The organism is Magnetofaba australis IT-1 (genome assembly GCF_002109495.1).
Taxonomy (GTDB): domain Bacteria; phylum Pseudomonadota; class Magnetococcia; order Magnetococcales; family Magnetococcaceae; genus Magnetofaba; species Magnetofaba australis.
This window is the reverse complement of sequence record NZ_LVJN01000015.1, coordinates 75,405-88,197: the sequence shown is the minus strand read 5'-3', so window position 1 is coordinate 88,197 and position 12,793 is coordinate 75,405. Positions and strand designations below refer to the sequence as shown.

10 protein-coding genes are annotated in these 12,793 nt (G+C 63.8%); 6 read left to right on the top strand and 4 right to left on the bottom strand.

What is annotated here, in order from left to right; all coding sequences use genetic code 11:
- Positions 1–87: 87 nt before the first annotated feature.
- Both MAIT1_RS02680 and MAIT1_RS02675 read right to left on the bottom strand, forming a co-directional pair.
- Positions 88–474, bottom strand: a complete 387-nt coding sequence (locus MAIT1_RS02680) for a c-type cytochrome domain-containing protein (protein ID WP_085440502.1) — start codon at positions 472–474, stop codon at positions 88–90.
- A 140-nt stretch (positions 475–614) separates the two neighbouring features.
- Positions 615–1,004: a c-type cytochrome domain-containing protein gene (locus tag MAIT1_RS02675; protein ID WP_143814613.1), complete on the bottom strand. Its 390-nt coding sequence runs from the start codon at positions 1,002–1,004 to the stop codon at positions 615–617.
- A gap of 213 nt (positions 1,005–1,217) precedes the next feature.
- Here MAIT1_RS02675 and trpB point away from each other — a divergent pair, with 213 nt between their 5' ends.
- The 4 genes from trpB to MAIT1_RS02655 all read left to right on the top strand — a co-directional run bounded on the left by trpB (position 1,218) and on the right by MAIT1_RS02655 (position 5,774).
- Positions 1,218–2,471, top strand: coding sequence for a tryptophan synthase subunit beta (gene trpB / locus MAIT1_RS02670; RefSeq protein ID WP_085440500.1), 1,254 nt, complete (start codon positions 1,218–1,220; stop codon positions 2,469–2,471).
- The gene (gene trpA, locus MAIT1_RS02665; RefSeq protein ID WP_085440498.1) at positions 2,468–3,262 is read left to right on the top strand and encodes a tryptophan synthase subunit alpha; all 795 of its coding nucleotides are present in this window, start codon (positions 2,468–2,470) and stop codon (positions 3,260–3,262) included. The genes trpB and trpA overlap by 4 nt, the downstream gene beginning before the upstream one ends.
- Before the next feature lie 94 nt (positions 3,263–3,356).
- Positions 3,357–3,548 (top strand): hypothetical protein, encoded by a 192-nt coding sequence (locus MAIT1_RS02660; RefSeq protein WP_085440497.1) that lies wholly within the window; start codon positions 3,357–3,359, stop codon positions 3,546–3,548.
- A gap of 186 nt (positions 3,549–3,734) precedes the next feature.
- The gene (locus MAIT1_RS02655; RefSeq protein WP_158089270.1) at positions 3,735–5,774 is read left to right on the top strand and encodes a sensor domain-containing diguanylate cyclase; all 2,040 of its coding nucleotides are present in this window, start codon (positions 3,735–3,737) and stop codon (positions 5,772–5,774) included.
- Between the two features lie 441 nt (positions 5,775–6,215).
- On the opposite strand, the gene MAIT1_RS02650 is transcribed toward MAIT1_RS02655, so the two are convergent.
- Positions 6,216–8,657 carry an ATP-binding protein gene (locus MAIT1_RS02650; protein ID WP_158089269.1) on the bottom strand — a complete coding sequence of 814 codons (2,442 nt, stop codon included), beginning with the start codon at positions 8,655–8,657 and terminating at the stop codon, positions 6,216–6,218.
- A gap of 48 nt (positions 8,658–8,705) precedes the next feature.
- Positions 8,706–10,331 carry a murein biosynthesis integral membrane protein MurJ gene (gene murJ / locus MAIT1_RS02645; RefSeq protein WP_085440494.1) on the bottom strand — a complete coding sequence of 542 codons (1,626 nt, stop codon included), beginning with the start codon at positions 10,329–10,331 and terminating at the stop codon, positions 8,706–8,708.
- 354 nt (positions 10,332–10,685) lie between these two features.
- Here murJ and rpsT point away from each other — a divergent pair, with 354 nt between their 5' ends.
- Both rpsT and MAIT1_RS02635 read left to right on the top strand, forming a co-directional pair.
- Entirely contained in the window at positions 10,686–10,967 is a 282-nt protein-coding gene (rpsT, locus tag MAIT1_RS02640; protein WP_085440474.1) for a 30S ribosomal protein S20, read from the top strand.
- 213 nt (positions 10,968–11,180) lie between these two features.
- Complete coding sequence (locus MAIT1_RS02635) at positions 11,181–12,749, top strand: DEAD/DEAH box helicase (RefSeq protein WP_085440468.1); 1,569 nt, start codon at positions 11,181–11,183, stop codon at positions 12,747–12,749.
- The last annotated feature ends 44 nt before the right edge of the window (positions 12,750–12,793 follow it).

Below are 12,793 nucleotides of genomic sequence, written 5' to 3'. Positions count from 1 at the left end.
TGCACCAATCTCCTGTCTGGCGCATTGCGCGTCAGACAAAAACGCCTGGAGCGAAACCGCTCCAGGCGTTTGATCACAGCGAGGCGATCACTCTTTTTTGGCGCCTTGAGCGATCCATTTGCGCAGGATGTCGATCTCGCACTTGGTCAGGCGCTTGCGGTCGTGCGGCATGCGGATGCCCGCGCGGCCATCCACCAGCACCAGCAAGTTGCTGGTCATGGGGCTGCCCGGGGTGATCACGGGGCCATGGCGGGTGCCGGCCATCAGCCCTTCATAGGACTCCAGGTTCAGGCCCGAGTAGACCACGCCCGGCCCGCCGGCGCGATGGCACTCCAGACAGCGATACTGGATGATGGGCTCCACGTCCTCCACATAGGTGACCGTGGCGGCGCTGGCGGAACCGATGCCGCTAAACAGCCCAAGGGCCAGAGCGGCGGCGCCCAGGGTGCGGGCGAATTGACGGGAATTGCGCATGGCGACATCCTCCTTTAGCGTAGAGATTTCTTGTACTATACCATGGATTTTTGCGCCGCAACATGGCGCATGAACGCGCCGCCCCCCTGGCCTTGCGACCCCGCGCGCCGCCCTCTCGAGCGGATTCATCGACGCATTGATCAGTTATCCTTGGCGCCTTGCAGAATCCAGCGCTTCCAGGTGCTGATTTCGCAAGAGCTCAAACGCTTGGCGTTGTGCGGCATGCGAATGGCGGCCTCGCCGGTAATCAGACGCACCAGGGTGCTGGCCAGCGCGTTGTGCGGCATGATCACCGCGCCATGCTTGGTGCCCTTCATCAGCCCTTCATAGGTCTCCATATTCAAGCCGGAGGCCATTTCGCCCGCGCCGCCCGCCTTGTGGCAACCCAGGCAGCGATACTGGATGATGGGGTAGACGTCCTCCTTATAGCTCACCATATTGTTCGCTCCGGCCGCCATGCTGGCGCCGGTCAGGCCCAAAAACAGGCCCACAGCGCCCAGAAAGCGCACGATGTATTTGCTCACGTTCATCTCCAACAACTCCTCTTCATGATGAATTCGGCGGCGCCCGGAGGCGGGGTGAATGGCGTCAAGGTCATCTCCAAGCCCTGTTCGCCCACGCCCGCCCTGGCGCCGCAATCGCTGTGCGACTACACTGCGCAAGCGCGTCGCACGCCTTATGCAGGCGCTCTATTGCGCGCCCTTTTTTGGAAAGCAATCCGAACACGACCAGCAGGTGATGCCATGTCCCAGGGTTATTTCGGCGCCTTTGGCGGGGCGTTTATTCCCGAAATCCTTCATCAGACCTTCGCCGAGTTGACCGCCGCCTATGAAGCGGCGCGCGCCGACGCCGATTTCTGGTCCGAATATCTGACGGTTATGGAGAACTACTCCGGCCGTCCCACGCCGCTGACCTATGCCGAAAACCTCTCTGCGGCGTTCGGCGGCAGACGCATCTATATCAAAAGAGAGGACCTGAATCAAACCGGAGCGCACAAAGCCAACAATGTGATGGGCCAGGGTTTGCTGGTCAAACGCATGGGCAAAAGCCGCGTCATCGCCGAAACCGGCGCCGGTCAACACGGCGTGGCCACCGCCACCATGGCCGCGCGATTGGGACTGGAGTGCACCATCTACATGGGCGCCAAGGATGTCGCCCGCCAGCGCCCCAACGTGTTCTGGATGGAGCAGTTGGGCGCCACGGTCATCCCGGTGACCTCCGGCGACCAGACTCTGAAAGACGCCGTCAACGAGGCCATGCGCGACTGGGTCGGCAGTATGGACGGCACCCACTATGTGCTGGGCACCGCCTGCGGCGCCCACCCCTTCCCGGAGATGGTGTCGTGGTTCCAATCGGTGATCGGGAGCGAAGCGCGTGGGCAGATTCTCAAACAGGCCGGACGCCTGCCCGACCGCGTCTATGCCTGTGTGGGCGGCGGCTCCAACGCCATGGGGATCTTCCAGGGTTTCCTGGATGCGCCTGATGTCGAGCTGATCGGCGTGGAGGCGGGCGGTTTGGGTCTGGCCACGGGTCTGCACGCCGCGCGTCTGGCCAGCGCCGACGCCGAGGTGGGCATCGCCCAAGGCTACAAAACCTACTTCCTGCAGGATGACGACGGCCAGATGAAGACCACCCACTCGGTGGCCGCCGGACTCGACTACGTGGGGGTGTCGCCGATTCTGGCCAATCTGCACGAAACCGGTCGCGCCCGCTTCATCGCCGCCACCGACGCCGAAGTGGTGGAGGCGCTCAAGCGGCTGATGAAGGCCGAAGGGATCATCGGCGCGCTGGAGTCCAGCCACGCCGTCGCCGGGGCGCTGCGCGAGTTGCCCGACACCCCCGAGGATACAGTGATTCTGATCAACCTCTCCGGGCGCGGCGACAAGGACATCTTCACCATCGCCGACGCCCTGCACGACCCCAAATGGGAGGCTTTCATTCAGGAGAAGGCCGACCAGTACGCCAAACGGGCGAACAACCCGGGAGACGCCTCATGAGCGCCGCCGCCCACACCTCCGCCATCGAGCCCATCATCCGCGAAAAGCTGAGCGAGAAGCCGATTCTCCTGATGGCGCATCTGGTGCTCGGCTACCCCTCCATTGAGGAGAATAAAAAGGTCATCGCACAGATGGTCGACGCCGGAGTGGATCTGATCGAATTGCAGATCCCCTTCTCCGAGCCCATCGCCGACGGTCCGGTCATCGCCCAGGCCAACCAGGCCGCCATCGACGCCGGTTTCCGCGTCGATGCCGGACTGGAGGCCATCGCCGAGATCACCCTGACCCACGACATTCCGTTTTTGATCATGACCTACGTGAATATTCTGCACGCGCGCGGCATGGGTCAGTTCATCAGCGACGCCGCCAAGGCTGGGGTCAAAGGGCTCATCGTGCCCGATCTGCCGCTGCAGGAGGCCGGGGAAGCCATCGCCTGGAGCCGCGAAGCCGGGTTGGACTGGATTCAACTGATGACCCCCACCAGCCACGACGACCGCCTGGCGGCCATCGGCGCCGAGGCCGATGGCTTCGTCTACTGCGTGGCCCGACGCGGCGTCACCGGCAAGAACACCTCTTTTGATGACAGCGTGGGCGCATTCGTTACCCGCTGTCGCGCCGCAACCAAAGCCCCGCTGGCGGTGGGCTTCGGGGTCAAGAACGCCGAAGACGTGGCCTATCTGCAAGGCAAAGCGGAGATCGCCGTGGTCGGCACCGCCGCCATCGCCGCCCATCGCGAAGGCGGCGCCGAGGCCGTGGGCCGCTTCTTCCGCGGATTGCGCCCGGCAGACTGAACCCGTCACCTGCGCCGCCTGGACGCCTGATGCAGGCGCCCGGCGCCGCCCAGGCAGGCCGACCCGATTCGCCCTCTCAGCAGGAGTTCAGCCCATGCGCATGATCATCACCGGCGTCATCTTCTTCCTCGCGATCACCTTTGCCGCCGCCGCGCTGATGGGGGATCAAGCGTTCGAGATTGCGCGCAATCTGGTCAGCCACATCAACCCCATGTCGGCCCTCTACGCGCTTATCGCCATCCTCCTGGCCGGTTGGGGCGTGAGCCGCCTCAAACGCGACAAGTAGTCAATCGCCTTTTCCGCACAAGCGTAAACCCTCCTTGACAAAACCTCTCCACAAAAACCTCATCATGCTGTTTTTACTATGATTAACTGATTGGCCCATATCCTGCGTTAGTATTTGGCGTCACGAGAGTTTGCACACAATTTTTACACTCCGACGACCGCCAAGAGTCGCATCAGGATGCAAGCCATGAACGCTTCATTCGACAAAACAGAAAACGCAGCGCGTCAGACGTTGCAGAATGCCTACGGCGACGCCGAACCGCTGTACAAAGCGCAACTGAGCGCGCTGAACAAACTGTCCCGCAGCCCCGACGCCAAAGCGGCGGACTGCGCGGCGCAATTCGCCAACACCGCCACTTTGGGCGAACGGCTGCAGGCGCGCCTGCTCTACGACTGGCCCGCCAGCCTGAAGCCGGAGAACGGCATTCCCCAGATCGCCGACGCATTGGGCCGCACCCAGTTCACCCGACTGGCCATTGAGGCGCTGCTATATGAGATCACCGTCAACGACATCCCCGGCGGCTTTCACCAGGGGCTCAAGCACTGGCGTCATGCGCTGGCCACTGCGGTGGCGGCGCAAACCCTGGCCGAACGCACCGGCTTGGCCGACCCGCGCGAAGCGTGGATGAGCGGACTGCTGCACGACATCGGCAAGACGCCGCTCTACATCGGCCTGGGCGCCGATGCGGTGATGATCGAACAGATCGCGCAAGCCACCCCGTGGGAGGTGGATGAAGCCGAACGCCTCCTCGGCGGCGTCAGTCACGGCGCACTGAGCGCCTTCATGGCCGACCAGTGGGGCTTCCCGGCGCATGTGGTGGACGCCATCGCCGACCGTCACGAGTTGGACGACAAAGAGGAGGACGCAGGCCCCGACGAGCCCACTCTGCGCCTCACCGCCGTGCTGCAACTGAGCGACTATCTGGCCTGGATTCTGGGCATGGGCTCGGTGCCCGAGCGCCGTCACCCGACGCTATCGGAGGCGGTCACGCGTCTGATGCAACCGGAGCGGCTGGCCACCAGCGGACTGCTGCAACGCATTCATGGCGAGATGACGCGGCTGGCCGGGTTCTACCCCATCGACCTGCCGGGTCCGGGCTATTGGCGCGAAAATCTGCTCAAAGCCAACATTCAGTTGGGCCGGGTCAATGCGCAGCTCAAGCACGCCGCCCAGCACAAGGGCCATACGCCGTCGGCGGACACCTTCGCCAACCCGGCCCCGCGCGCCAGTCTTCTGGCGCCGCACCGGAGTCTCGACTTCCGCGAAATCTTTCGCTCCACCGCCAAGGCGGTGCGCAAGGATTTCCAATTTGGCCGGGTGCTGCTCTATCGCATCGCCTCGGATCGCAAGACTCTCAAACTGTTCGCCCAGGACGGCCCGCAGGAGCACGCCAATGAACAGCAACTGGCGTCGATCCCGCTGGAGGAGGGCGCCGAGTCGCTGCTCACCGCCATACGCCGCCGCCGCCCTTGGTTGATTCAAGGCGCCAACGCCCTGGAGCGGCGCATGCTCGACGCCCTGGGCGCGCGCGAGCTGGGCGTCTCGCCCATTCACAGCGACCGCTCCGCCCACGGCGTGATGTTATGTCATAACGGCAAACGCGGGCGCCCACTGGAGGCGCTGGAGCTGGGCGCGCTGGGCGCGGTGTGTCGTGAAATGGGCGCGGCGCTGGACCATGCGCGGCAGTACGCCCGCATGCGGCAAAGCGCCGAGCGCGACGCCCTGACCGGCCTCAACAATCGCGGCTACATGGATAAACGCTTGGCCCAGGAGTTCGCCTATGCGCGCAAACAGAACGCGCCGCTGGCGCTGGTGATGATGGATATCGACCATTTCAAGAAGTTCAACGATGACTTCGGCCACCAGGAGGGCGACCACGTGCTGAAAATGGTGGCCGGGACCCTGGGCGCGCTCACCCGCACCGATGGCGTGGCCGGTCGCTTCGGCGGCGAGGAGTTCATGGTGATTCTGCGCGGCGCGCAGATGGCCGACGCCATGCAGTACGCCGAGCGCATTCGCAGCGGCGTCGCCTCCATGGGGCGCGCGTTGGGCAAACGGCGCTACCAGGGGCGCCCGCTGACCATCAGCGTGGGGGTCTCCGCCTGTCAGGGCGAGCTGCCCGACGCCGAACATCTGGTCAAACAGGCCGACCAGGCCCTCTATCTGGCCAAGTCCCGCGGCCGCAATCGCGTGGCCGGGGACGACAAGGAGCGCACTGCGGCGTAATCAGCGCGCACAGAATAACAAAAACAGCAGGTTCGCATGAGCAGGGTGTGGAAGCACACCCATGTCTGGCCCCAGGATGGGGCAACACTGGTCCGAGGGTGGGAGCCCCTCGGGCCGGGGATCAGAGGGCGGCGTGATGACCCGCCCGCAACAGGGGGAAAAAGCCCACGGATGGGCTTTTTTTTTGCCTGAAATTTGAGATTAAAGGGGTTATCTAGTCGCCGCAAAATAGAAATAGACCGTTGAAGCGAGAAGATATTGAGGGCTGCGCCGTCAAACTCCCCAACAGACAAAGACCACACCGTGGGGCGCCGCCCCACACCCCGCTGGGGGCGCGGCCCCCAGACCCCGCCGCCGACCAGTCGGCGGCCAATAGTCAACGCAAGCGGGGCCTGCGTCACGCAAACATTGGCCGTTCCGTTCAATTTTGGTTTCGTATTGCTAGAGATGGCGCGCGTAGCGATCGATGGCGTCGAGCAGTTGCCGCTTGCTGATGGGCTTGCTCAAATGGGCGTCGCAGCCGGCGTCCAGACTCTTTTCGGCGTCGCCGCGCATGGCGTGGGCCGACAGCGCCACAATGGGCGTGGGCGTCACCCCCATGTCCGCCTCCCAGCGCCGCACCGAACGCGCCGCGCTCAAGCCGTCCATCAGCGGCATTTGAATATCCATCAACACCAGATCAAAGCGTTCAGACTCGATATAGCGCACCGCCTCGCGGCCATTGGGGGCCACCGTCAACTCCACGTTGGGTCGCGATTTCAGATAGGCCCGCGCCAGCAACACATTGTCCTCGGCGTCCTCCGCCAGCAGCAGGCGGATGCGGCGATGGCTCAAAGCGCTCTGGCCTGCGGAGTGATGCTCCGGCGATGAAGGAATCGGCTGGTGGGCGCGCTCCATTTCGACGGCGGCGGACTTCTCCACCAACGGCGTATTGAGCGTGAAGTAGAAGCGGCTGCCCACCCCCGGCTCGCTCTGTAAACGCAGCTCCCCGCCCATAGCCGCCACCAGTTGATGGCATAGGAACAGCCCCAGCCCCACCCCGCCCTGGCGCCGGGTGGCCGACCCATCCACCTGGTGGAAACGTTGGAAGATCGCCTGTTGGTGAGACTCGGGAATCCCCACGCCGGTGTCGATCACCTCCAACAGCACGGCCTGGCGCTCCTGTAGCGAAGCGCGTAGCACAATGCCGCCGCTGGGGGTGAACTTCAGCGCATTGCCCATCAGGTTGACCAGCACCTGACGCAGGCGGTCGGGGTCGCCCACCCGATAGGGCGAGACCTGCTCATCCCACTCCAGGCTAATGGAGAGCCCCTTCTCCTGCGCCAGATGGCGGAAAGTGGAGAGGGCGTCTTCCAGCAACAGACGCAGGTCGAACTCCTCGGCGCTGAGTTTGAGTTGATGGGACTCCAGACGCGAGACATCCAGGATATCATCCAGCAGCGTCAGCAACGCGCGCCCATTGCGATGGATCACCCGCGCATGCTCGCGTTCGCCCAGAGCCAGATTGTCGGCCTCGCCCATCAACTCCGCCAGCCCCAGAATAGCGTTCATCGGGGTGCGGATCTCATGGCTCATCACCGCCAAAAAGCGGCTCTTGGCCTCGCTGGCGGCTTCCGCCTCCTCCTTGGCCTCGCGCAACTCGGCATCGATCTTGGCGCGCGCCTGGGACATGCTGTTGGCGGTGGCGGCCATCTCGCTCAGCTCGCGAAAGCCCAGGCTCAGCGGATCCAAGTGCGCCGCCTCCCCCAGCGCCACGGTGCGCAGGAAGGCGCGGAACTCGTCGCTGTCGCGCTGCACCCGTTCGGCGAAGCGTTTGGCCACCCAGGAGAGCCCCAGCAGCAGCAGCAGCAACGCCGCAGCGCCCTCGGCCAACCCTTTGAGAATTGACAGCGTCAGCTCCGACTCCAATTGGCGAATTTCACGCTCGCTGGCGGCCAGGGAGGCGCTGGCGCCCACCAGCCAATTCCAGCCGGGCGCGCGCGCTACGTAAAATAGGCGGCGCTGATGCAAACTCTCCAACGAGTCATCGTGCAGCGGCAACTCCGGATCGAACAGAAAGCCGCCGCCAGAGTCGCCAAAGTGCATCAGCCGCTCGAGCATGCGTTTGCCCGACGGGCGCTGCAGATCCGGCAGGAAGTCCGCCGCGCCATCGCGCAGCAGCTTCTCGCCCAAATCGGAGATGAGGAAAAACGGCACCGAGCTCTGCTCCATATTGGCCGCAAACACCCGTTCGATGGTCTCCCGCTGCAGCTTCTCGGTCTCCTCGGCCATGCGCGCGCCAGCCCCGAAGACCCAACCAAAGGGTTTGAAACGTTTGGCGTAGAGCAGCCTTTCGCCCAACGACGAGTTGGCGTTGGGAATCACATGAAACGCGGCGTCCTGATCCGGACGCAGAAAGTGCTCTTGCTCGCTCACGCTGATTTGAGACGGCAGCACCAGAGCGTTCTGCTCGCGAGGAGAGTAGAGAAACAATTCGCCCCGAGTGCGGTTGTAAAGCAGGGGATCCAGCGCCTGGCGGATATCAAAGCGGATCTGGTTTTCCGGCGCATCCTGATCGCGCATGGCGTAGAGATGGCTGGCGATGGTCACCGCCTCATCCACGCGCAAACTCAGCCGCTCGCGCACACCGTTTTCCAACCCCTGGCGAGTGTAGCGGATGTGGGACAGTACGTGCTCGACGCGGTTTTTCAGGTCGGTGCGCAGATGCAGCAGGTGATCATCGCGCAGGGAGTGGGTCTGATGTTGGAAATCGACGTACTCGCTGCGCACCCACAGGGCGCCCAACGCCAGCAACAAGACGCCCACCAACCCGGCCATGCGTTGCAGCAACGCATGGCCAATGGCCGGCTTGAGCGCTATGGCATGGTAATCGGGCTCCGCCATCGTCCTTCCGTTCCGGCGCCAGTAGCGCGCAAATCCCCTCATCGGGCGTTATGACGCCCCTCGACTCCGTTTGCGCCGCAGCAAGCCCCACAACTGCTCAATCTCCTGCAAACGCAGGATTTTGGCCAAAAGCGCAAACACCAGAATGCCCCCGATAATCAGGGGAAGCAAGACAATCGCGCGCTCAGCGCCACTCAATTCACCGGCCCGCCAAAAACGCTCCACACCCCACGCCAGCGCAGCCGCCATACCGATGGAGGCCAACCCCGCGCGCCAGGCCGCGCGCCAGATCTCCGCATTCAATGAGAAGCCGATATCCTTCTTGAGCGCGCGCAGCAGCAGGGCGATGTTCAGATAGGAGGCCAGCGCCGTGGCCAACGCCAACCCGGCGTGGGCAAAAGGGAACATCAGAATGACATTGAACACCATGTTGGCCAGCATGCAGTACATGGCGATGCGCACCGGGGTTTTGGTGTTTTTGCGCGCATAGAAGGCGGGCGCGGCCACCTTGACAGCAGAGAACGCCACCAAGCCGGTGGCGTAGGCCAGCAGCGCCTGGGCGGTCAACGCGGTGGTCTCGGGGGTGAACGCGCCGCGCTCAAACAGCAGCGCCAGAATCGGCTCGCGCAGCACGATAAGCCCCACTGCGGCGGGGATGTTGATCACCACGATCAGGCGCAGAGCGAAGGAGAGGTCCTGGCGCAGCCCGTCGATGTCATTCTGCGCCGCATGGGCCGACAGAGCGGGCAAAATCGCCGTGCCCATGGCGATGCCGATGAGTCCCAGGGGAAACTCCACCAGACGGTCGGCGTAATAGAGATAGGAGATGGAGCCGTCGGGCAGCAGCGAGGCCAGCAGCACATCGAACAGCAGATTGATCTGCGCCACCGACACCCCCAGAATCGCCGGTCCCATCAACAGGAGGGTGCGCTTGATGGCCGGATGCTTGAAGTCAAAGCGCAGGCGAAACGGCAGGCCGATGCGTTTGAGCGCAGGCCACTGCAGCGCCAGTTGCAACACGCCGCCCAGGAACACGCCGATGGCCAACCCCACCGCAGGCTGCTCCAGACGCGGCGCCAACAGCGTGGCGCAGCCGATCAGCGACGCATTGAGCAGCAGCGGCGTGGCGGCGGGCACGGCGTATTTGTGGTGGCTGTTGAGAATGCCCCCCGCCAGCGCGCACAATGAGATAAACAGAATATAGGGGAAGGTGATGCGGGTGAGCAGCACAGTCAGTTCAAACTTCTCGGGATCATCATAGAAGCCCGGCGCCGCCACCGTAATCAGCAGCGGCATGGCCACCTGCCCGATCAGCACCACCCCAGCCAGCACCAGCAGCAGGGTGGTGAACACCGCCTGCGCCACGCGGCGGGTCTCGTTTTCGTCGCCCCGCGCCAGATAATCGGAGAAGACCGGTACAAAGGCGGCGCTAAACGCCCCTTCAGCAAACAGACGGCGCAAAAAGTTGGGGAGCTTCAGCGCAACGAAGAAGGCGTCGGCGCCCATGCCCGCGCCAAAGCCCCGCGCGATGACGATATCGCGCACAAAACCGAGGATGCGCGACAACAGGGTAAAGAAGCTGATGGTGCCCACCGCCCGCACCAAACGGTTGCGGCGCAGCGCCCGCGCCGCGCCGCCGGACGCCTCTTCGGTCGTCTCCTGTGCGTCGTTCATGGACGGTCGCCTCGACCACAAGCGCAAGGCGTTGGGAGAAAAGTGTTGACGAATGGGGTCATGATCGCCTAGTCTGCGCGTTTCCGTGGCGCCGGTTTGTGCTGGGATGCGCGCAGGTTTGGTTTTCGCCCTGCGCGGAACATCAAGTCACGCAGCCCAATGGGCGCACGGATCTGTCCGTTCAAATGAACGCACAGAGTAGGTTCACCGCCATGCGCGCGCAAGGCCAGGCGTTGAAATCGTCTGGAAGTTGGGAACTCAGGCTAACCGCTTCGACCCCTGACCTGCGCGCGCCTGTCAAAATACGATCAAAGACCGAACGTTACCGTTTGTATACCAGAGGAGTCCGCGCAAGTGGCCAATCATAAATCCGCCCTCAAACGCATCCGTCAAACCGCCAAGCGCACCGAGCGCAACAGCCAAGCCAAAGCCCATATGCGCACCATCACCAAGCGTGTGGCCACTGCGGTGGAAGCTGGCGACGTGGACCAGGCCAAGAGCAGCCTGCAGGACGCCATCTCGGTGCTGGATCTGTCCGCCAAAAAGGGCATCATCCACAAGAACCAAGCTTCGCGTCGGGTCAAGCGTCTGAACGCCCGCGTCAAGAAGATGGTCACCGCCGGAGCCGCGGCCTGATCGACCATGCGCCGGTGTGGTCGCCACAGGCTATTGGCCCGTGCGCGCCCAACCCCTCCCCCTGCCGCTTACTGCGCCTCATCCGTGAACGCGCACAAGCCCAGAGCGCGGAGCGCATTGTGATCTGAACCAAGCGCATGAGCCGACCGGGAACTCCCCGGTCGGCTTTTTGCGTGTTCAGCTTGCGTCGTCGCGCTGGAAAATTGAGACCTCATGGAATTCGCCAAGCTCCCCATTCCCGAGCTGGTGCAAGCCGGCATCCGCGACTGCGGATACACCCAATGCACCCCCATTCAAGCCGCCACCTTACCGCTGTCGCTGGCGGGCAAGGACGTGGCCGGACAAGCGCAAACCGGCACCGGCAAAACCGCCGCATTTTTGATCGCCACCTTCTCCCGCCTGGTCAACGAACCGCGTAAGCTGGAGGCCAAAGCGGGCCATCATAGCGCGCCGCGCGTGCTGGTGATCGCCCCCACCCGCGAGCTGGTGGCGCAGATCGAACAGGACGCCATCGGCCTCAATGGCCACACCCAGTTCAATATCCTGGCGGTGTATGGCGGAATCGATTACGACAAGCAGCGCGATGCGCTCACCGATGGCGGTGTAGATGTCCTCATTGGCACCCCAGGCCGCTTGATCGACTACTTCAAGCAGAAGGCGTGGATCGCCAAAGGCATCGAGGTGCTGGTCATCGACGAAGCCGACCGCATGTTCGACATGGGCTTCATCGACGACCTGCGCTACATGCTCAAACGCATGCCGCCCTACCAGGAACGGTTGTCGATGCTGTTCTCGGCCACCCTCTCCTATCGCGCCCAGGAGCTCTCCTACGAATACATGGACATGCCCGAGGTGCTCTCCACCACGGTGGACGTGAAGACCGCCGAACGGGTAACCCAGGCGCTCTACCATGTGATGGGCAGCGACAAGATCTCCCTGCTGGCGGGCATCCTGCGCCAGGAGATGCAGCACGACGACGAAGAGGGCATCACCGGCTCGCGGGCGATGATCTTCGTCAACACCAAGCGCGCCGGCGAGCGGGTCAAACGCTGGCTGGACTTCAACGGCATCAGCACCGGTTATCTCTCTGGCGACGTGCCCCAGGTCAAACGCCTGAAGGTTCTGCGCCGCTTCCAAGAGGGCGAGTTGGCGGTGCTCATCGCCACCGATGTGGCCGGGCGCGGTCTGCACATCGATGGCGTCACCCACGTCATCAACTACGATATGCCGGAGAACCCCGAGGATTACGTCCATCGCATCGGCCGCACCGCGCGCGCTGGCGCCCAGGGCGACGCCATCTCCCTGGTGGATGAGGAGGGCGCCTACAATCTCGAGGCGATTGAGAAGTACATCGGCATGAAGATCGAGACCGCCTGGGCCGAAGACGCCTTGATGGCGGAGCTCAAGCGTCCGCCCAAACCGCCGCGCAAGGAGCGTGACGAGCGCGGCGGCAAACGCCGCGATGACAAGCGCAGCGGCGGCCCCTCGCGCGGGAGTGGCGAGCGCAGTAAGAGCCGACGTCGCCCCAAGAAGAGCGATGACGCCTCAGGCGAAGCCGCCGCACCCGCTCAAGAGGCGGCGCAGAGCGCCGCCGGTTCCACCCCCCAGGGCGCGCCGCAAGCGGCGCCTGACGGCGAGGCGCCGAAGAAGAAACGTCGCCGCAGACGGCGGCGCAAACCCGCCGATGGGCAGGCGCAAACCACCAACAGCGGTGGCCAGGGCGAGGATCAATCCGCCAGTTCCCCCCGCGAATCGTCCAACGACGCGGGTTCAAGCGAATAATCTCAGATATTGGCGTCGCGCCGGGGGCGAACACCTCTGTGCGA